The organism is Anaeromyxobacter sp. SG17 (assembly GCF_022690695.1).
GTDB lineage: Bacteria > Myxococcota > Myxococcia > Myxococcales > Anaeromyxobacteraceae > Anaeromyxobacter > Anaeromyxobacter soli.
The window spans coordinates 1-19,327 of record NZ_JALCYX010000018.1 but is presented as its reverse complement, the minus strand read 5'-3'; the positions used below and the strand labels follow the sequence as shown (position 1 = coordinate 19,327).

The following is a 19,327-nucleotide window of genomic DNA, read 5'->3' as shown; positions in this document are numbered from 1 at the left end:
GGAGGCAGCGGGGGCTAGGCGGCGCAGCGCCGGGCGGCGACGATCTGGGCGGTGTCCATGGCGATCATGAGCTCCTCGTTCGTGGGCACCACGATGACCCGCGGCCCGCCCGGCCGCGTGATGACGCCCCGGTTGCCCTTGCCGGCGACCGCGTTCAGCTCCGGATCGAGCGTGAAGCCGAGGAAGCCGAGGAGCTCGACGACCTTCGCGCGCACGAGGGTGGCGTTCTCGCCGATGCCGCCCGTGAAGACGAAGGCGTCGAGCCGCCCGAGCGAGACCACCATCCCGGCGGCGGCCTTGGCCACCGAGTAGCAGAACTTCTCGATGGCCAGGGCGGCGCGCTCGTGCCCGCTCGCCGCCGCGTCCTGCAGCGTGCGCATGTCGTTCGACAGGCCGGAGATGCCGAGGAGGCCGGAGCGCTTGTTGAGCTGGTCCATCACGTGGCTGGCGTCGCGGTGCAGGGCCTTCTTCATGTGCGCGATGATCGACGGGTCGATGGACCCGGAGCGCGTGCCCATCACCACGCCGTCGAGCGGCGTGAGGCCCATGGTCGTGTCGACGCTCTGGCCGTTGCGGACCGCCGCCAGCGAGCAGCCGTTACCGAGGTGGGCGGTCACGATGCAGTGGTCGTGCGGCGGCAGCTCGAGGAGCTGCGCCGCCTGCTCCGAGACGTAGCGGTGGCTCGTGCCGTGGAACCCGTAGCGCCGGACCTCGTGATGCTCGAACCACTCGTACGGCACCGCGTACAGGTAGGCGCGCGGCGGCATCGTCTGGTGGAAGGCGGTGTCGAACACCGCCACCTGCGGCAGCTCGGGGAAGAGCTCCTGGGAGATCTCGATGCCGCGCAGGTTGGGCGGGTTGTGCAGGGGGCCGAGCGGGATGCACTCGCGGATCTTCGCGACCACCTCCTCGGTGATCGGCATCGAGCCGGAGAAGCGCGCGCCGCCGTGCACGACGCGGTGGCCCACGCCGGCCAGCCCCTCGGCGAGCCCGATGCCCCGGAGCAGCTCGACCACCGCGCGCAGCGCCTGGTCGTGATCGGCGTGGTTCAGGTCGCGGCTGTGGCGGTGGCCGTCGAGCTTCCAGTCGAGCGTGGCGTGCGCCGAGTCGAGGCGCTGGGCGATGCCCGAGATGCGCTCCGCGCCGGACCCGGAGTCGATGACGGCGAACTTCGCCGACGAGCTTCCGCAGTTCAGGACGAGGATGTTCAAGGCAGCCTCCGCGGTACGGGATCCACGAGCCGACACCGGCTCGGCCGCGCCCCGTTCCCGAGGACGCGACAGGATGGACGACGATTGATCCGGGATCCGTAAGCCTCGCGGACGACTCGATGGCTTCGGACCAACACGATTCGCACATCGCGATCGGCGCGCGCAAGAGGTCGCGCCGGGATTTTTCCGCATCCCTCGCGCGGACGACGCATCGCGTCGCTACCGCGATCGGGGCGACTCGAGCGATCGAGGACGAGCGCGAGCCCCCGCGGCGGCGACGCGAGATTGACCGCAATCAAACGGCAATGGCCCGGCGAGGTCCTCGAGCGGCTCGCTTTCCGGGCGCTCGCCTACCAGAGCCAGGTGCCGGGAGAAGGATACGGCTCGCGCCGATCGAGGTACCGGAGGCCTTTCACGCAGCGTACGATGAGCCAGATCGCGACGAAGGCGAGCAGCGCGACCCCGATCACGGCGAGCGAGAGGAGCAGGCCCAGGAACGCGTAGAGGAGGCCGATCCAGAACGTCCGGATCTGCAGCCGGAAGTGCGTCCGCAGCCCCTCGGGCGCATCGCCCTGGTAGACGTACGCGATCACGACGCCGACGAGCGAGGTCACGCCCACGACGAGCGACGCGAGGTACAGGACGTACACGAGCTTCGCCATGGACTCCGCCTTCGCGACCTGCTCGGCGGTCGCGGCGGGGAGGGCGGTGCTCTGGGTGGGCTCCATCGAGGCTCCGGGCTGAAGGCGGTGGACGTGCGCCGGATGTTACCCGGAGCGCGCCGTCCGACGCCGTCCATTCGACGAAGCCCCGGCCCGCTCCGCCGAGGCTGTAGAATCCTCGCCACAGCCATCCTCGAACCTCCACGACAGAGGCACCCTCATGAAGCTCGCCGTCTCCCTGCTGTGCCTGCTCTCGCTCCCCGCGATGCCGCTCGCGGCGCCGCCGGCGGGGGATCCCTTCGCCGGCGTCCGCTTCCTGTTCGGCGACTGGCTCGCGAGCGAGGGCAGCGGCAAGCCCGGCGAGCAGACGGCCGGGAGCTTCTCGTTCTCGCTCGGCCTCGACGGGCACGTCGCCGTCCGCCACGCGCGCGCCAAGTTCGCCCCGAAGCCCGGGCAGAAGCAGGGGGCGAAGCACGAGGATCTGATGGTCCTCTCCCCCGGCGCGGCGGGGCTCCGCGCCACCTACTGGGACGACGAGGGGCACGTGATCGAGTACGGCGTGCGATCCGAGCCGGGCCGCGCCATCTTCGAGTCCGCCGCCCCGGCGGCCCCCGGCCCGCGGTTCAAGCTCGTCTACGAGCAGAAGGCCGGGGACGTCGTGGAGGTCACGTTCTTCGTCGCCCCGCCCGGCGGGGAGTACCAGCGGTACGTGAGCGGCCTGGCGCACCGCAAGTGATGCGCCGGGCACACCTGAATCGCGGGCCCGCCCCGGCGGCGGCCGGAGCCGCGCGGGGCCGATGAACGACGGCTCGCGATGCGCGAGCACCTTCGGCGTCGCGCATCGCGCCGTCGTTCTGCGGATCCGGATCGGTCGTTCAGCTCGCCGTGGCGCGCTGCGCGGGGGCGGGCGCGCCCGCCTGGCGGCGCTCGTCCACCGCCTCGCGCAGGAGCGCGCGGGCCTCGCGCAGCGCCTCGACCGTCTGGTCCCAGCCGAGGCAGGGGTCCGTCACCGAGCACCCGTACCTGAGCTGCGAGAGCTCCGCCGACATCGGCTGGCTCCCCGTCTCGAGGAAGCTCTCCATCATGACGCCCACGATGGAGCGGTTCCCCTGGCGGATCTGGCTCGCCACGTCGCGCATCACGAGCGGCTGGAGCTCCGGCTTCTTCCAGGAGTTCGCGTGCGAGCAGTCGATGACGATCGTCTGCGGGAGCCCGGCCTTCGCGAGCGCCTGCTCGGCGATGGCGACCGAGACGCTGTCGAAGTTCGGCCGGCCGCCGCCGCCGCGCAGGACGAGGTGGCCGTACCGGTTGCCGCGGGTGCGGATGACCGACGAGCGCCCCTGGTCGTTGATGCCCAGGAAAGCGTGCGGCCGCGCGGCGGAGAGGATCGCGTTCACCGCGCCGTCGACCTCGCCGTCGGTGCCGTTCTTGAAGCCGATGGGGGTCGAGAGCCCGGAGGCGAGGTTCCGGTGCGTCTGCGATTCGGAGGTCCGCGCCCCGATCGCCGTCCAGGTGATGAGATCGCCGCGGTAGTGGGGCGCGATGGGATCGAGCGCCTCGGTCCCGGTGGGGAGCCCGAGCTCGGCCACCTCCAGGAGGAAGCGGCGGGCCAGCTCCATGCCCTCCTTCACCTGGAAGGAGTCGTTCATCCGCGGATCGTTCGTGAGCCCCTCCCATCCGACGGAGGTGCGGGGCTTCTCGAAGTACACGCGCATGACGAGGTACAGCGTGTCGGAGACCTCGCCCGCGAGCTCGCGCAGGCGCCGCGCGTAGTCGAGCCCGGCGTCGGTGTCGTGGATCGAGCACGGGCCCACGACGACCGCGAGCCGCGGGTCGCGGCGGTCGAGGATCGCCTCCATCGTCCGGCGCCCCTCGGCCACCGTCCGCGCGGCGCGCTCCGAGGCCGGGATCCGCAGCTTCACCTCCTCGGGCGGCAGCATCGCGTCGAATGCGGCGACGTTCAGGTTCTCCAGGGCGGGAGGACCGCGGTGCCCCGCCGACGTGAGCTCCACGCGGACGAAGCCGGCGATCATGTCGCGGTACAGCGTCTCGACGAGCTCGGGCTCGATGCCTTCCTCGCCGGCGAGCGCCCGCACGTTCCGCACGACCTGCTCCTCGCGGGCGGGGTCCTTCACGCCGTCTGCGGCGCTCTTGAAGCGGGCCGCCTGGAGCGCGTAGCCGCGGCGCTCGGCGAGCAGGGCGACGATGCGGCGGTCCACGTCGTCGATGGACGCGCGCACGTCGCGCAGCGTCATGCAGTCCGGCAGCGAGATTCCACGTTTCTTTTCGTCGTTCACGGCTGAGCCCTCGGGCGAAGGTGGCGGCCGTCCGGAGCGGCGGACGGAGTGAGGCGGGAGCAGGAGCGAAGCGTCCCCCCCGTCCAGGCCCGAGCGATCTCGATGGTGCGGGGTGGTCCTTCGCTACGCGTAGGAGCCCACCCAGCGCCCAGGCCGGGGCGGGGGGCTGCTAAATCGATACGCGCTCACGAACCGAAGGATCACCGAGCCACCATATCCGGCCCCGTCGCGTTTCACAACCACCGAGCGGTGGGGCCCGGCGAGCGGTCGGAGGTCGGGGAGGGATCCCGGGCCGTTGCGGGCTCAGGCGGGCGGCTTCTCCGGCGCCTCGCGCCGCACGATCCAGAGCGCCGCCGGCAGCGCGGTGAAGTCGGCGAGCATGGCGAGGAGGAACGCGCCCGCGGTGACCATCCCGAACTGGCGGAGGGGCGGGAACCGCGAGAGGGCGAGCGCGAGGAAGCCCGCGGCGTCGATGAGGGTCGCGAACACGATGGCGCGGCCGGCCACGCGGAGCGTGTGGCGGAGCGCGCCGTCGAGCCCCCCGGCCCCCTCGCCCTCGTGCAGGTGGTGGACGCTGTGGTTCTGGTCGTTGTGGGTGGGCCCGCGCCGGGGGGTGGCGACGTGGATCGTCGCCACGTTGAGGGACGCGCCCGCGAGGCGCATCGCGAGGAACGTGACGAGGATCGCGAACACCGATGGGATCATGGCCATGAGCCGCGCCGACGCCGACCGGAACACCGCGAGGAAGGCCGCGAAGATGAGCGCGGCGGTGATGGCGAAGCTCTCGCCGAGGGTCGGCACGAGGCTCGCCCCGACCTTCCCGGCGAGGATCGACTCCCCGACGACCCGGAGCTCGGCGCCGCGCAGCGCGGGCGCCTCCGCGACGGTCCGTTCCCACGCATCGCGCGCCGCGGCGGTGAGCGCCGCCACGCCGGGCCCGTCGCCGCGCTCGAACACGACGGTGAGCTGCGCGCTGGCGAGCGTCCCGACGTCGACGAAGCCGCGGAGCTCGGGCCCGGCGAGGAGGAGCTGCTCGAGGTCCGCGACCGCCGCGGCGAACGCGGCCGGTTCCTCCGGGAGCGACTCGCCCTGGCCGGCGGCGTAGCGACGCAGCCGCAGGATCGAGGTCGGTCCGACGACCGAGGTGACGCCGGGGATCGCCTCCACGCGCCGGGTGAACCGATCGAGCGGCCGGAGCACCTCGGGGTCGGTGACGGCGCCGGGCGGCGTCCGCACCCACAGGCGCGCGACGTTCAGCCCTCCGACGTTCCGGCGGAAGAACACCAGGTCCCGGTGCACGGGCGAGGCGGGGTCCACGTACTCGAGCACGTCGAGCCCGACGCCCATGGGCGCGAGGCGCCCGGGCACGCCGAGGAGCGCCACCAGCCCGGCGGCGGCGAGGCCCAGCGCCCCGGCGACGAGCGGCCAGCGCCAGCGCCAGGTGAACCGCGGCAGGGCCGCCGCGAGCCGGTCGTACAGGTGGGCGCGGATCTCCACGGTCCGCCGCGTGGGCGTCCGGAGCGCGCGCTGGAGGGCGGGGAAGAGCGTGAAGACCACGACCCAGGCGATCGCGAGCCCGGTGGCGGTCCAGATCCCCATCTCGCGCACCGGGCGGATGCGGGAGACGGCGAGCGCCGCGAAGCCGAGCACGGCGGCGGCGCTGGACGCGGTCACCGGCAGGAGCTTGTTCGCGAGCGCGGCGAGCTGGTGACGGGCGGGGTCCACGCCCTCGGGGGCGTCCACGAACCGCGAGTGCAGGTACACGAGCGAGGCGAGCGTCGTCACGAGGACCGTGAGCGGCACGAGGGTCGAGACGATCGTGAAGGGGAACCCGAGGAGCCGCCCCGCGGCGGTGGCGAGGGCCACCGCCGCGCCCAGCGTCAGCAGGAGCGCCACGAGCGCGCGCACCGAGCGGTAGAGGAACAGCGCGACCGCGACCACGAGGAGCCCGAACACCGGGAAGTTGCGCCGCGACGCCTCGCGCGACTCGCGCTCGATCCAGGCGTCGACGTAGGGCCCGCCCACGCGGCGCACGCCCGTGAGGGCGTCGCCGCGCGACCGCTCCACCGCCGCGTCGATCCGGGCGAGCGCGGCGTCGCGCGCGGCGGACGTCGCCGCGTCGAACGTCACCGCGACCCCCAGGAAGCGGTCGCCGACGAGCCCCTGCCGTGCGAAGAAGCCGGTCCCGCTCGCGAACCGGCGGAGCGCCTCGGCCGCGGCGGGGTCGGCGGTCGGCGACGTTCCCGGGCGCGCGCGCGCGTACGCGTCGAGGATCGAGACGGGCGTCGTGCCCGGCAGCGCCCGCAGGGCGTCCTCCACGGCGGCGACCTGCGCGAGCGCGCGCGGGCGAAAGGGCTCGTCCGCCTCGAGGAGCAGCATGACGGTCGGGCGCTCGGGGAAGATGCGCTGGAACTCGCGGGTCGCGACGAAGTCCGGGTCCGAGGGGACCACGAGCCGGTCGATGGCCCCCTCCGACGGGATCCCCGCGGCGAGCCACGCGGCCACCGGCACCGCGAGCGCGTAGAGCACGAGGATGGGGACGCGGAGCGCCACGATCGCGCCGAAGACGCGCTCGATCCGCGAGCGGGGCATCCGCGGGAGAGTAGCACCGCGCGCGCCCGCGCCGCGGCTCCCGTCGCGGTGGGGGCGCGCGGCTGCGGCGACGGGCCGCGCGCGGGCGGACACCCTAAGTGTCGCGACCCCGGTGGGCTCGCCTCGCTCATGACGTTCCGGGACGCCCGACGCGCGCATACCGTGCGGGGATGCGCGGCGTCTCGCTCCCGCTCGTCCTCGTGCTCGGCCTCGCGCTCGCCGCCTGCGCGCCGGCGCTCCGGAAGCCCGCCGTCCTCCCGCCGGCCACTCGCGGGGCAGGGGCGGCGGACGCGGCGAGGCTCCTCGCCGACGCGGACGCGGCCTTCGCGCACAGGCCCGATCCGGCCGCGGTGCGCCGCGCGGAGGCGCTGTACCGCGAGGCGGCGCAGGCGGACCCCGGCGCCGTGGAGGGACCCTACGGCGCGGCGCGCGCCGTGATCTGGCTCGCCGAGCACGAGCGCTCCGCCGCAGAGCGCGCGCGGCTCGCGACCTCCGCGGTCGAGCTCGGCCAGCTCTGCGAGGCGCGCGCGCCGGAGGAGGCGCGCTGCGCGTACGCCCTCGCGCTCGGGCTCGGCATCCAGGCGCGCGAGCGGAGGAGCACGGCCGCGGAGGGGCTGAAGCTCATGGTGGAGCGGCTCCGCCGCGCCGCCGCGCGGGACCCCGCGCTCGACGAGGCGGGGCCCGAGCGCGTGCTGGCGCTCCTCCTGCTGCGCGCGCCGGGGTGGCCGCTCGGGCCCGGGGATCCCGAGGCGGGGCTCGCGGAGGCGAAGAAGGCCGCCTCGCGCGCCCCGGAGTTCCCGCCGAACCTGCTCGCGCTCGCGGAGGCGCTCGCCGCGAACGGCGATCCCGCAGCGGGCCGCGCCGCCGCCGGGCGGGCGCTCGCGCTCGCGGTGCGGCGCGCGGCGGCGGGAGAGCCGGACGCGCCGGAGTGGGTGTCGGAGGCGCGGCGGCTGCTCGCCGCGCCGGCGCAGGCGCCCGACGCGCGGGAGCCCCGCAGCGAATCGAGCTCCGCCGGACGAAATATCGGCTGAGCCCGCGCGTACCGGAAGAAAGCGATGCTCACCTTCCTCGTCTGGCTCGCGCTGCTCCTCGTGTGCTGGCCGCTCGCGCTCGCGGCGCTGATCCTCTATCCGCTCGTCTGGATCCTGCTGCTCCCGTTCCGGATCCTCGGCGTCGCGGTGAACGGCGTGCTCGCGCTCCTCGGGGCGATCCTGCTCTTCCCGGCGCGGCTCTTGCGAGGCCCGAGCGCGCTCCGTTCGCGCGGAACGGCGTCATGACCTCGCGAGCGAGGTGATCGCGCTGCGCGGCCGCGACGCCCGCGGTCCACCCGCGGGCGAAGCGAGCGCGCCCAAGAGGCGCGTCCTCCGTCCGATCAGAAGCTCAGGAACAGCATCGCGCTCCCGAGGAGCGCGATGAGCGCGGCGCCGACCAGCGCGTAGTCGGTCCCGTGCTCGCGCCAGGCGTTCCGCACGACGGATGCGAAGGGCATGGTGACCTCCGTTCTTCCTGCGGCGGCCGGGGACTTCGCCGTCGGTGCGAGTGGGCGCCTGCTGCGCAATCCTGTCCATGCCTCGAATGCGTGTGACATTGATCGCTATCAATTGAGACCTGCGCTCAAACGCGCACCCCGAGCCCTGGAGAGCGCAGTGAATTCGGCCGGATGCCTCTTCCGCGAATACCGGAAAAGCCTCGAACCGCCTGTGGATAGCTAATTCGGGGCACATTGCGGAGGGGTGCGGTGTTGTGGTTGCTTTGCGTCGTGACGCAAAAATGGGCTGCGACATTTTCGTCGTTGCGCAAGATCTTCGCGATCGAGCGCCTCGGGCCGCCCTCCCCGGCGCTCGCGGCGGGCAGGGGGCGCGGCCTCTTGCGCACGCTCCTCTCGCCGGAGCCGCTCCCCAAGGATCCGGAGGTGCCGCGGCCCGCGAGGCGCGGCTGGCTCCGGCTCCTCTTCGCGGTGGAGCCGCTCTCTCGCGCCCCCGCCGCGCCGCCGCGCGCGCGCCGCGCCCGCTGGATGCGCTGGCTCTTCGGCCTCGAGCCGCTCGACCCGCCGTAGGAGGAGGCGCCCATGGAATCCGCCCGACACGTCTTCCGCGTCCTGTTCCTGCTCCTCGTGGTCGTCGTGATCTTCTCGGTCGGCCGGACCTTCCTCGTGCCGAAGTCGTACGGGGCCTACGGCCCGTACCGCTTCGACAACGTCGCGGAGCAGGCCGCCGTCCGCCCGCCGCAGCACGGCGGCTCGGCGTCGTGCGGCGCGTGCCACGCGGAGCGGCTGAAGGCGGTCACCGCCGGCGCGCACCGCAAGGTCGGCTGCGAGGTGTGCCACGCGCCGCTCGCGAGGCACGTCCGGGACGGCGCCAGGAGCGCGCCGATGCCGGTGGACCGGTCGTTCACGCTCTGTGCGCGGTGCCATCGCCGAATCGAGGGGCGCCCCGCCGCGTTCCCCCAGATCGTCCTCGCCCAGCACCAGGGCGGCGTCGAGGGGACCGCCTGCATCGACTGCCACGAGCCGCACTCCCCGAAGCTCTGACAGGAGGCCACGATGGACGAGACCGAGAGCGACGCCCGCGCACCCGCCCCGCCGCCGGCGCCGGAGCCCGTCGGCCGCCGGGAGTTCCTCGCGAACGCGCTCCGCCTCGGCGGCGGGGTGCTCGTGTTCCTCTCCGGCGCCCCCGCGCTCGGAGAGGACCACGTGGCGGAGGGCTACGACTGGACGCAGCACCGCTACGCCTACCTCATCGACACCGAGAAGTGCATCGGCTGCGGCTCCTGCGTCCGCGCGTGCAAGGCCGAGAACGGCGTCCCCGACGGCTTCTTCCGGACGTGGGTGGAGCGCTACGTCGTCTCGCCGGAGGCCTCGCACGTGGACTCGCCGAAGGGCGGGCTCGACGGGTTCCCCCCGATCCAGACGCCGTTCACGCCGACCAAGTCCTTCTTCGTCCCGAAGATGTGCAACCACTGCAAGGAGACGCCCTGCGTCCAGGTCTGCCCGGTCGGCGCCTCGTACCGCACGCAGGACGGCCTCGTGCTGGTGGACGCCGAGCGCTGCATCGGCTGCGGCTACTGCGTCCAGGCGTGCCCCTACGGCAGCCGGTTCCTGTCGCCGACGACGCACACCGCCGAGAAGTGCACCTGGTGCTACCACCGCGTCACGAAGGGCCTGAAGCCCGCCTGCGTCGAGGTCTGCCCGACCGCCACGCGCCAGTTCGGGGACATGCGCCGCGAGGACGATCCCGTCCGGCTCGCCATCGCGCACGGGCGCGTGAGCGTGCTGCAGCCGCACCTGCTCACGGAGCCGCAGTGCTTCTACCTCGGCCTCGACAAGGAGGTGCGGTGATGCCGGAGATCAGCGGCTACGCGTTTCCGAACGACGTGCACGTCCACTGGAGCCTGATGATCGTGATGTACCCGTACATCACGGGCTTCGTGGCGGGAGCGTTCATCGTCACCGCGCTCTACCACCTCTTCGGCAAGAAGGAGTTCGAGCCGGTGGCGCGGCTCGCGCTCGCGACCTCCTTCTGCTTCATGGCCATCGCGACGTTCCCCCTGAACCTCCACCTCGGTCACGCCGAGCGCGCCTTCAACGTCGTCGTGACGCCGCACTTCTCCTCGGCGATGGCGGGCTTCGGCCTGCTCTACTCCGGGTACTTCGTCATCCTGCTGCTCGAGGTCTGGTTCGTGTACCGGCGCGAGATCATCGAGACCGCGCGCCGGAGCCGCGGCGTGAAGCGCGCGTTCTACGCCGCCCTCGCGCTCGGCACCTACGACACCTCGCCCGAGGCGCTCGAGGTCGATCACCGCGCGGTGAAGCTCCTCTCCGCGTTCGGCCTGCCCGCGGCGTGCATGCTGCACGGCTACGTCGGCTTCATCTTCGGCGGGATCAAGGCGAACCCCTGGTGGTCGACGCCGCTCATGCCGGTCATCTTCCTGCTCTCGGCGGCGGTGTCCGGCATCGCGCTGCTCGTGCTCCTCTACCAGGTGACCGCGAAGCTCGGGCGGCGCCCGATCGAGCGGGAGACGGTGCAGGCGATGGCGCGCTGGCTCTGGTTCTTCCTCATCCTCACCGTCACCCTCGAGCTGCTCGAGATCGTGCTGCTCGCGTACGAGAACTCCGACGCCTGGCACATCATCTCCCAGCTCCTCACCACGCGGCTCGAGTTCTCCTTCATCTCCGTGCAGATGATCGGCGGGAGCCTCGTCCCGTTCATCCTCCTCGCGATCGTGGTGACGATGAACGCCTACCTGCACGACCGGGTGCGGAACACGCTCGCCTCGGTCGCCTCGCTGCTCCTCCTCGTGCAGGTGTTCTCGATGCGCTGGAACGTCGTCATCGGCGGGCAGCTGCTCTCGAAGTCGTTCCGCGGCCTGCGCTCCGGGTACCAGCCGTCGCTCTTCGGCCGGGAGGGGGTCATCGTCGCGATCGCGCTGTTCGTCCTGCCGTTCGTGCTCCTGTGGGTGTTCGATCGCGTGCTGCCCATCGAGCGCGCGGCCCCGCCGGCGGAGCCGAGCCGCGAGCCCGCGGCGGAGCCCGCGCGCCGCACGGCGTGACGCGCGCGAGGGCCGCCGGGGCGGGTCCGGCGTCCTCGCTCTACCGGGGAGGCGCCCGTGACGGATCGGCTGGCGGAGCTCGAGGCGAGGCACGCGGAGACGGAGGAGCGGCTCCGGCGCCTGGAGCAGCGCCTGGCGGCCCTCGAGGGCGCTCCGGGCCGGGCGCGCGCCGCGGGCCGCGCTGGGACCCCCCGGTCGCCCGCCGCCGCGCCGCCGGGCCAGGAGCTCGCCGCGGCGCTCGGGAGCGTCTCGCTCGTGGGGCGTACGCTGCTCGTCCTGGCGGGGGCCTTCGTCCTGCGCGCGCTCGCCGACGCGGGGACGCTCCCGGCCGCGGTCGGCGTCGCCCTCGGCCTCGCGTACGCCGCCACGTGGCTCGGGTTCGCCCTGCGGGCCGGGGCGAAGGCGGGCGCGACGGCGAGCGCCGCGTTCCACGGCACCGCCGCCGCGCTCGTGGGCTTCCCGCTCGTCTACGAGGCGGCGTCGCGCTTCGGGCTCGCCTCTCCCCCGGCGGCCGCGGCGCTGCTCACCCTCTTCACCGCCGCGGCGCTCGCCGTCGCGGCGCGGCGCCGGCTCGAGGCGCTCGCGTGGATCGTGACGCTCGGAGGCATCGCCACGGCCGTCGCCCTCGCGGCCGCCACCGGGCGGCTCGGCCCCCCCGCGCTCTTCCTGGTCCTCCTCGGCGTCGCGACGCTGTGGCTCAGCTACGTGCTCGACTGGTTCTCGCTCCGCGCGCTGCCGGCGGTCGCCGCCGACCTCGCCGCGGCGGTGCTCGCGGTGCGGGTGGGCCTCGCGCGAGGCGGGGAGGGGGCCCTCGCCGCGTTCGCCGTGCTCACGCCGCTCATGGCGCTCTATCTCGGGACCGTCGCCACCCGCACGCTCCTGCTCCGCCGCGACGTGCTGGCGTTCGAGATCGCCCAGAGCGCGGCGGCGATCGCCGTCGGCCTCGGCGGCGCGGCGTTCGTGGCGACCCGCTCGGGCGCCGGCGCGTCCGCCATCGGCGCTGCGGTCACGGTGCTCGGGCTCGCCGCCTACGCGGTGGCGTTCGCGTTCCTCGAGCGCCCCCTGGACCGCCGCCGGAACTTCGTCTTCTACACCTCCGCGGCGGCGCTGCTCGTGCTCGCCGGGACGGGCCTCCTCCTCGACGGGCCCGCCCTGCCCGTCGCCTGGATCGCGCTCGCCGTCGCCGCTGGCGCGCTCGGAAGGCGACAGGGCCGGCTCACCCTCGCGGCACACGCGGCGGGGTACGCCGCGGCGGCCGCGATCGCGAGCGGGCTCGTCGCCCACGCGGCCGAGACGTCGCTCGCGTCGCCGCGCGTCCCGTGGACGCCGGTGACGCCTCCAGCGCTCGCCGTCCTCGCGGGGCTCCTCGCCGTCGCCTGGATCGGCGCCGAGGGAGGCAGGCACACCCGCGCCCAGCGCGTGCCGCGGATCGTGCTCCTCGCGACGCTCGCCGCGGGGCTCGCGGGGGTGGCGATCGGCTGGATCGCCCCCGCGGTCGCGGGCCTCCCCGGCCCGGGCGCGGACGCCGGCGAGCTCGCGGCGGTCCGCACGACGCTCCTCGTCTGCGTGACGCTCGGCCTCGCGTCGCTCGGCAGGCTCCCGGCCTGGTCCGACGGAGCCGCGCTCGCGTACCCCGCGCTCGCCGCCATCGGGCTCAAGATCGTGCTCGAGGATCTCCCCCGAGGACGGCCGGCGACGCTGCTCGTGGCCTTCGCCTGCTACGGCGCCGCGCTCATCCTGGTCCCGCGCATCCGCCGGCGGCGCGCGGAGGCGCCGGCAGCGCGGAGCGCCGCCTGAGCCACCCGAGCTCCTGAGCCCTGTGCCCTGACCCTCGCCCTGAGCCCTGCCCTGAGCCCTGAACGGGGCCCGGCGGCCGTGCCCACTCCGGGGCTCCCCTTGTTTGCGACTCCTACCTTCAGTGTAGGCTCCTCGCTCCCTTGCACGGACCTCCGGCGCGTAGGTGAGCCCACGCGTGCCGGGCAGGTGAAGGACGCGGCGAACTCGCACTCCGAGGACCGAAATGGCCAAGAAGAACGCCTTGCTGCTCTTGCCCCTGCTGGCGCTCGCCTCGCGAGCTCTCGCAGACGACGTCGTTGCCCTCGAGCCGTCCGGCCCCGCGCCTTCCGCGGAGACGGGCGCGCTCGTGGACGAATCCGCGCACCTCTGGTTCGTCGAGCTCGCGGGCCCGCCCACCTCGGAGGGCTCGAGCCTCGCCACGGTGCGCGCCCAGAAGAGCGCGTTCCGCGCGGCCGCCGCGAAGGCGGGCGTCCGCTACTCCGAGCGCTTCTCGTTCGACGTGCTCTTCAACGGCGTCTCCGTGTCGGTGCCGCCCGCCCAGCTCGGACGCCTCGCGCGGATCGCGGGCGTGAAGGCGGTCTACCCGGTCGAGACGATCGCGATGCCGGAGCCGGCCGAGGTCTCCGAGCCGGACCTCCTCACCGCCATCGCCATGACCGGCGCCGACGCCGCGCAGGAGGAGCTCGGGTTCACCGGGCGCGGCGTGAAGGTCGGCGTCATCGACACCGGCATCGACTACGATCACGTGGACCTCGGCGGCGACGGGGTCCCGCGCGCCAACAGCCCGTTCCCCGGCAGCCGCTTCGTCGCCGGCTGGGACTTCGTCGGCGACGCGTTCAACGCCGACTCGAGCTCGGCGACGTACGACCCGACGACGGTCCCGGACGCGTACCCCGACGACTGCGCCGGCCACGGCACGCACGTCGCCGGGATCATCGGCGCGAACGGGAGGGCGCGCGGAGTCGCGCCGGACGCGCAGCTCGGCGCCTATCGCGTCTTCGGGTGCAAGGGCTCGACCAGCGCGGACGTGATGATCGCAGCGATGGAGGCGGCGCTCGCCGACGGCATGCAGGTCGTGAACATGAGCATCGGATCCGCCTACCAGTGGCCCCAGTACCCGACGGCCATGGCGGCGACGCGCCTCGTGAACCTCGGCGTGGTGGTGGTCGCCTCGATCGGGAACAGCGGCGCGAACGGGCTGTGGGCCGCCGGCGCCCCGGGCCTCGGCGAGAAGGTCATCGGCGTCGCGTCGTTCGACAACACGCACGCCATGCTGAACGAGCTCACGATCTCGCCGGACGGGACGGCCATCGGCTACACGAACGCGACCGCCGCTCCGCCGGCGCCGTACACGGGCACGCTCCCGATGGCCCGGACCGGCACCGCGAGCTCGACGGCCGACGCCTGCGCCGCGCTTCCGTCCGGAAGCCTCGCCGGAAAGGCGGCGCTCGTCCGGCGAGGGACGTGCTCGTTCTACCAGAAGGCCTTGAACGCCCAGAACGCGGGCGCGGCCGCGGTGGTGCTCTACAACAACACCACGGGCCGCGTGAGCCCCACCGTCGCCGGGGCGGTCGCGATCACCATCCCGGTGGTCGCCGTCTCCGCCGCCGAGGGGGCGCTCATCGACTCCAGGCTGGCCGCCGGCTCCGTGGACCTCACCTGGACGTCGGACCTCGGGAGCTTCCCGAACTCCACCGGGAACCTCATCTCCGACTTCAGCTCCTACGGCCTCTCGCCCGATCTCGCCCTGAAGCCCGATCTCGGCGCGCCCGGCGGGTACATCTACTCGACCTACCCCCTGGAGCTCGGTGGCTACGCGAGCCTCAGCGGCACCTCCATGTCGTCGCCGCACGTCGCGGGCGCGGTGGCGCTCCTGCTCGAGGCGCGGCCGAGCACGCCGTCGCAGCGGGTCCGGACGATCCTCCAGAACACCGCAGAGCCGAAGCTCTGGTGGCGGGACCCGACGCTCGGTTTCCTCGAGACGGTGGGCCGCCAGGGCGCGGGCATGCTCCGGATCGATCGCGCCATCCTCGCCACCACCAGCGTCGAGCCGGCGAAGCTCTCGCTCGGCGAGAGCCAGGCGGGGCCGGTCGCGCGCACGCTCACGGTCACGAGCTCCGCCGACGCGCCGGTCACCTACGCGCTCTCGTTCGTGAACGCCCTCTCGGCGCGGGGGACGTTCTCGCCGGTGTTCAACACGTCGAACGCGAGCGTCTCCTTCGGCGCGCCGACGGTGACGGTCCCCGCGCAAGGGAGCGCGACCGTCGAGCTCACCGTGACGCCTCCGACCGGGCCGGACAAGGCGCAGTACGGCGGCTACGTGGTGCTCACGCCCTCGGGCGGCGGCGAGATCCTGCGGGTGCCGTACGCCGGCTTCGTCGGTGACTACCAGTCGATCAAGGTCCTCACGCCGGCCGGCGCCGGGCTGCCGGTGCTGGCTCAGCTCGTGGAGTCGAGCTACGAGGCGCGGCCCGACGGCGGCACGTTCACGATGGCGGGCGACGACGTCCCGTTCGTCCTCGTCCACCTCGATCACCCGTCGCGCGCCCTGCGCCTCGACGTGACCGACGCCGCGAGCGGCAAGGCGTGGCACACCGCGCTCGCCGAGGATTACCTGCCGCGCAACGCGACGAGCGCCGGCTTCTTCGCGCTCGCCTGGGACGGCACGACCGCCGCCGGCACGAGGAGCTACGTCGTGCCGAACGGCAGCTACCTCGTCACCCTGTCCGTGCTGAAGGCGCTCGGGGATCCGGCGAACCCCTCCGACTGGGAGCGCTGGACGTCGCCCGTGGTCACCCTCGCGCGGCCTTGATCGCGGGGCCGTCGACGCCGCGCCGGTGTCCGGCGCCGCGCGCACGGAGTCGCCGATGAAACCGTCGGGCCGGTCCAGCGCGGACCGGCCCGACGCGTCTCTGGCCGCCGTGAGGGCTCCTGCGCGGCAAACCGCCACGCGCGTGAAAACCGAACTCGGGTGAAGCTCGAGCACCGCCGGGGGCGGAAGCGGCCCGAACGGGCGCTCGGGTGGATGTCGGGGGGCCGGAGACGCACGTGCCGGCGTCGGGTCCAGGTCGCTACGATCCGCGGTGGATACCGCTGATGCTCGCTCGTGTGATCTCGCCTCGCGGCCGCGCGTCCCTCCTCGCCCTGGCGGCGGTCTGCGGCATCGCGCTCGCCCGGCCGGCGGGTGCGGACGCGCCCACGTCGCCGCGGGAGCGAGACGCGGCGCAGGCCGAGGAAGGGATGGACTGCGGCGGCGCGAAGCCCGCGGCGGGCGCGGCGCAGGGGGAGGGGGGTGACGACTCCCCCGGCGCCGCGAGCGCGAAGCCGGCGGCGAGCGCGGGGGGCGCGAGGCCCGCCGGAGCGGGGGAATCCGAGGACGGCGCGGGATCGGTAGCGAGTGGCGTCCCGGACCTCACGTTCCGGTCGCCGCAGCGCCGAGGGCTGCTGCCGAGAGGGCACCTCCTCCCCGCCCTCGAGACGGGCGTCATCACGGGCGTGATGCTCGGCTGGAACGTCTCCATCGGCGGCGCGCCCTGGGCGCGAGTGACCGCGCACACCATCGGACGGAACCTCCGGGGCAGCTGGGTGCTCGACGAGGATCGCTTCTGGATCAACCAGATCGGTCACCCGTTCCAGGGCATCTTCCCGTACAGCGCGGCGCGCTCGTCGGGCCTGGGGTTCTGGGCGTCGACCCCGTACCCATTCGTCGCGAGCGCGATCTGGGAGATCGTCGGCGAGACCACGCTCCCGTCGGTGAACGACCAGATCACCACGCCGCTCGCCGGGGTCGTGCTCGGGGAAATGTTCCACCGGGTGTCGGGCATGATCCTCGACGGGCCCCGCAGCGGCTGGCGCCTCGCGGCCGCGACGACCTTCGCGCCCATCGAGAGCATGAACCGGGCCCTCGTCGGCACGGACCCGCCGGCTCCCACGCCGCGCTCGCGCGTGCAGCTCCGCGTCGGCGCGCTGTCCTTCGATCCGGACCTCCGCGCCGGCGGGAACGAGGGGGTGGTGCCGGAGCTCGGCGTCCGCCTGAGCTACGGCCTCCCCGGCGATCCGCGCTTCCGGTTCGAGCGGCCGTTCGACCACTTCGAGCTCGAGTCCACGTACTCGACGGAGAAGGACCCCCTCGCGACGCTCTTCGCCCGCGGCGTGCTGGCCGGGCGGACGTTCGAGGGAGAGCGGGTGCGAGGCCTCGCCGGCGTCGCGCTCCAGTTCGACTTCTCGGCGCTGCGTCGCCACAGCGTCTCCACGAGCGCGGTGGGGCTCTCCGCGGAGGGGCGCTGGGAGCTGGCGCCGCGCGTCGCGCTCGAGGGCGCTGCGACCGCGTCGGCGGTGCTTCTCGGTGCCGCCGGCTACCTGGGAGGCCGGCCGGTGCACGATCGCAGCTACCGGATGGGCCCGGGGGGACAGGCGCACCTCGAGGCCCAGCTGCGGGCGCTCGATCGCATCGCCGCGCGGCTCGTAGCGCGTCAGTACCTCATCGCCGGCCTGGGATCCCTCCCCGGCCTCGAGCGCGTCTCGACCGTCACGGGCGCGCTCGAGCTGCGCGTCGTCGGCCCGCACGCGCTCGGCGTGGAGGGGCTCCTCTCGCACCACGCGGGCGACGCGGGGGGAGGCGCGCCCGCGCGCTCCGAGACGGGCACGGAACTCCGCGCGTACTACGCGTTCACGGCCGGGGTGCGGTGAGCCCCCCGCCACGCGGCGTCAGGGCTGATACGCGAAGCACCGCCAGAAGAAGAAGCGCCGGACCGTCCGGCCGTGGCGCACGATGGGGAGCTCGCCCGCGGCCTCGCAGCGCTGGAACGGGAGCTCGTCCGGCGCCCGGAACTTGAGGTCGTCGCAGAAGTAGACCGCGTCCCGTCCGCGGAGCGCCTCCGGGGAGGTCCACTCGTCGTACTGATCGCGGCGCCCGCCGAGGCGGGTCACCTCGAGGCCGTCGCCGCCGTAGAAGGCGGCGAGCGCGGAGAGCTGGAGTCGCCGCGAGAACACGAACGGCCGCGCGCCAACGCCGGAGGCCTGGAGCCCGCGCAGCCGCGCGCCGACCTCCTCCCAGCCGACGAGGTCCGTCGCGAAGTCGAGGCGCGGCGGGAGCGGCAGCGCGAGCGAGATCGCCTGGACGTAGAACAGGAGCGAGAGGGCGAGGCCGAGCCCCGCGGGCGCGAGGCGCACGAGCCGCGAGCGGCTCTCGAGCAGCGCCGCCGACGCGGGGATCATGAGGGTCAGGAAGGCGGGGCCGAACCAGTTCGGGTTCACGTAGGTGAACAGCGAGGCCACGGTGAAGAAGGCGAGGGAAGGCGCGGCACACCCGAAGACGAGCGCGGCCGCAGCGCTGCCCGCGCGCGCGGCGCGCCCGCTCCGCGCGAGCCCGACGAGGCACGCCGCCCAGACGAGCGGGGACAGGCTCTGCTGGGCGGCCAGGAAGCGCGGGACGGTCCGCCACGGGCGGAACGCGCCGCCGTGGCGCTCCACGAGCTGGAACAGGAACGACTCCCAGCCGTGCCGGGCGTTCCACAGCACGACCGGCGCGAACGCGAGCGCCGCGATGGCGAGCGCGAGGTACGGCTCCTTGCGCCGCAGCCACGCCCGGTGCGGGGTGAGGAGCAGGAAGAGGAGGATCCCCGGCAGGAGGAAGACGTCGGTGTACTTGGACAGGAGGCCGAGCCCGGCCGCGAGGCCGGCCGCGTACCACAGGCGCGGCGCTCCGTTCACCGCCCGCCACGCGAGCCAGGCGGTGAGGATCCAGAAGAACGTGGCCGGCGCATCCGGCGTGGTGAACACGGCGCCGAGCCCGAAGAGCGGCGCGGCGTTGCAGAGCAGGACCGCGCCCCACGCCACGTCGCGCCGGCCCGGGACGAGGTCGAGCGACAGGCGGAGGAGGACGAGCGAGGTGGCGGCGGTGAAGAGGAGGGCCGGGAGGTGGACGGCGAGGGTGTCGTGCCCGAGGAGGCGCGTCGAGACCGCCAGGATCCACGCGACGAGCGGCGGGTGATCGTAGTAGCTCGCGGCGAGCCGGCGCGACCACTCCCAGTAATACGCCTCGTCGTTGAACAGCCCGAGCCACGGGAGGATCGCGAGCCGGAGGAGGAAGAGGGCCGCGACGGCCGCGGCCGCGACCACGTGCGAGCGCGCGGGCGCCCGGACCGGCACGCTCGCGCGGGCGGGCGCGGCCGCGGAGCGCGAGACGAGGGGCGCTCCGCCCACCCCCGCGCGCGCGACG

The 19,327-nt window shown here is 74.0% G+C and carries 15 protein-coding genes and 1 pseudogene; 10 read left to right on the top strand and 6 right to left on the bottom strand.

Features of this window, described 5'->3' with window-relative positions:
• Positions 1–14: 14 nt before the first annotated feature.
• Positions 15–1,211 (bottom strand): acetate/propionate family kinase, encoded by a 1,197-nt coding sequence (locus MNY60_RS09335; protein ID WP_242336420.1) that lies wholly within the window; start codon positions 1,209–1,211, stop codon positions 15–17.
• A 350-nt stretch (positions 1,212–1,561) separates the two neighbouring features.
• Positions 1,562–1,939: a hypothetical protein gene (locus MNY60_RS09330; RefSeq protein WP_242336423.1), complete on the bottom strand. Its 378-nt coding sequence runs from the start codon at positions 1,937–1,939 to the stop codon at positions 1,562–1,564.
• Positions 1,940–2,093: 154 nt separating this feature from the next.
• Here MNY60_RS09330 and MNY60_RS09325 point away from each other — a divergent pair, with 154 nt between their 5' ends.
• Complete coding sequence (locus MNY60_RS09325) at positions 2,094–2,609, top strand: hypothetical protein (RefSeq protein WP_242336426.1); 516 nt, start codon at positions 2,094–2,096, stop codon at positions 2,607–2,609.
• A gap of 139 nt (positions 2,610–2,748) precedes the next feature.
• Here MNY60_RS09325 and MNY60_RS09320 read toward each other — a convergent pair whose 3' ends face one another.
• From MNY60_RS09320 to MNY60_RS09310, 3 genes and pseudogenes are all read right to left on the bottom strand, one after another.
• Entirely contained in the window at positions 2,749–3,906 is a 1,158-nt protein-coding gene (locus MNY60_RS09320) for a 3-deoxy-7-phosphoheptulonate synthase (RefSeq protein ID WP_374109400.1), read from the bottom strand.
• A pseudogene (locus MNY60_RS24455) lies at positions 3,892–4,128 on the bottom strand (chorismate mutase); the annotation flags it as partial. The gene MNY60_RS09320 and the pseudogene MNY60_RS24455, both read right to left, overlap by 15 nt.
• Positions 4,129–4,473: 345 nt before the next feature.
• A complete protein-coding gene (locus MNY60_RS09310; RefSeq protein WP_242360482.1) occupies positions 4,474–6,762 on the bottom strand; it encodes an RND family transporter in 2,289 nt (762 codons plus the stop codon).
• A 170-nt stretch (positions 6,763–6,932) separates the two neighbouring features.
• Here MNY60_RS09310 and MNY60_RS09305 point away from each other — a divergent pair, with 170 nt between their 5' ends.
• From MNY60_RS09305 to MNY60_RS09260, 9 genes are all read left to right on the top strand, one after another.
• On the top strand, positions 6,933–7,793 hold the full coding sequence (locus tag MNY60_RS09305) for a hypothetical protein (protein ID WP_242336432.1): 861 nt from the start codon (positions 6,933–6,935) through the stop codon (positions 7,791–7,793).
• A 24-nt stretch (positions 7,794–7,817) separates the two neighbouring features.
• A complete protein-coding gene (locus tag MNY60_RS09300) occupies positions 7,818–8,039 on the top strand; it encodes a hypothetical protein (RefSeq protein ID WP_242336435.1) in 222 nt (73 codons plus the stop codon).
• A 515-nt stretch (positions 8,040–8,554) separates the two neighbouring features.
• A complete protein-coding gene (locus MNY60_RS09295) occupies positions 8,555–8,818 on the top strand; it encodes a hypothetical protein (protein WP_242336438.1) in 264 nt (87 codons plus the stop codon).
• Positions 8,819–8,830: 12 nt separating this feature from the next.
• Entirely contained in the window at positions 8,831–9,292 is a 462-nt protein-coding gene (locus MNY60_RS09290; RefSeq protein WP_242336441.1) for a cytochrome c3 family protein, read from the top strand.
• Between the two features lie 12 nt (positions 9,293–9,304).
• Positions 9,305–10,099, top strand: a complete 795-nt coding sequence (locus tag MNY60_RS09285) for a 4Fe-4S dicluster domain-containing protein (RefSeq protein WP_242336444.1) — start codon at positions 9,305–9,307, stop codon at positions 10,097–10,099.
• Positions 10,099–11,310 (top strand): NrfD/PsrC family molybdoenzyme membrane anchor subunit, encoded by a 1,212-nt coding sequence (gene nrfD / locus MNY60_RS09280; RefSeq protein ID WP_242354914.1) that lies wholly within the window; start codon positions 10,099–10,101, stop codon positions 11,308–11,310. The genes MNY60_RS09285 and nrfD overlap by 1 nt, the downstream gene beginning before the upstream one ends.
• Before the next feature lie 57 nt (positions 11,311–11,367).
• The gene (locus tag MNY60_RS09275; RefSeq protein ID WP_242360481.1) at positions 11,368–13,107 is read left to right on the top strand and encodes a hypothetical protein; all 1,740 of its coding nucleotides are present in this window, start codon (positions 11,368–11,370) and stop codon (positions 13,105–13,107) included.
• 223 nt (positions 13,108–13,330) lie between these two features.
• The gene (locus MNY60_RS23755) at positions 13,331–15,919 is read left to right on the top strand and encodes a S8 family serine peptidase (protein ID WP_277956931.1); all 2,589 of its coding nucleotides are present in this window, start codon (positions 13,331–13,333) and stop codon (positions 15,917–15,919) included.
• A gap of 284 nt (positions 15,920–16,203) precedes the next feature.
• A complete protein-coding gene (locus MNY60_RS09260) occupies positions 16,204–17,796 on the top strand; it encodes a DUF3943 domain-containing protein (RefSeq protein WP_242360480.1) in 1,593 nt (530 codons plus the stop codon).
• A gap of 18 nt (positions 17,797–17,814) precedes the next feature.
• Here the strand turns inward: MNY60_RS09260 and MNY60_RS09255 are convergent.
• Positions 17,815–19,327, bottom strand: a 1,513-nt coding sequence (locus MNY60_RS09255) for a glycosyltransferase family 39 protein (RefSeq protein ID WP_242360479.1), incomplete at its 5' end; no start/stop codon positions are given.

What these genes read in the sequence shown, in the direction of transcription:
- MNY60_RS09300 (WP_242336435.1), top strand. Translation starts at nt 7,818, where the DNA reads ATGCTCACCTTCCTCGTCTGGCTCGCGCTGCTCCTCGTGTGCTGGCCG.
- MNY60_RS09320 (WP_374109400.1), bottom strand. Translation starts at nt 3,906, where the DNA reads ATGATCGCCGGCTTCGTCCGCGTGGAGCTCACGTCGGCGGGGCACCGC.
- MNY60_RS09305 (WP_242336432.1), top strand. Translation starts at nt 6,933, where the DNA reads ATGCGCGGCGTCTCGCTCCCGCTCGTCCTCGTGCTCGGCCTCGCGCTC.
- nrfD (WP_242354914.1), top strand. Translation starts at nt 10,099, where the DNA reads ATGCCGGAGATCAGCGGCTACGCGTTTCCGAACGACGTGCACGTCCAC.
- MNY60_RS09310 (WP_242360482.1), bottom strand. Translation starts at nt 6,762, where the DNA reads ATGCCCCGCTCGCGGATCGAGCGCGTCTTCGGCGCGATCGTGGCGCTC.
- MNY60_RS23755 (WP_277956931.1), top strand. Translation starts at nt 13,331, where the DNA reads ATGGCCAAGAAGAACGCCTTGCTGCTCTTGCCCCTGCTGGCGCTCGCC.
- MNY60_RS09325 (WP_242336426.1), top strand. Translation starts at nt 2,094, where the DNA reads ATGAAGCTCGCCGTCTCCCTGCTGTGCCTGCTCTCGCTCCCCGCGATG.
- MNY60_RS09330 (WP_242336423.1), bottom strand. Translation starts at nt 1,939, where the DNA reads ATGGAGCCCACCCAGAGCACCGCCCTCCCCGCCGCGACCGCCGAGCAG.
- MNY60_RS09285 (WP_242336444.1), top strand. Translation starts at nt 9,305, where the DNA reads ATGGACGAGACCGAGAGCGACGCCCGCGCACCCGCCCCGCCGCCGGCG.
- MNY60_RS09260 (WP_242360480.1), top strand. Translation starts at nt 16,204, where the DNA reads ATGCTCGCTCGTGTGATCTCGCCTCGCGGCCGCGCGTCCCTCCTCGCC.
- MNY60_RS09290 (WP_242336441.1), top strand. Translation starts at nt 8,831, where the DNA reads ATGGAATCCGCCCGACACGTCTTCCGCGTCCTGTTCCTGCTCCTCGTG.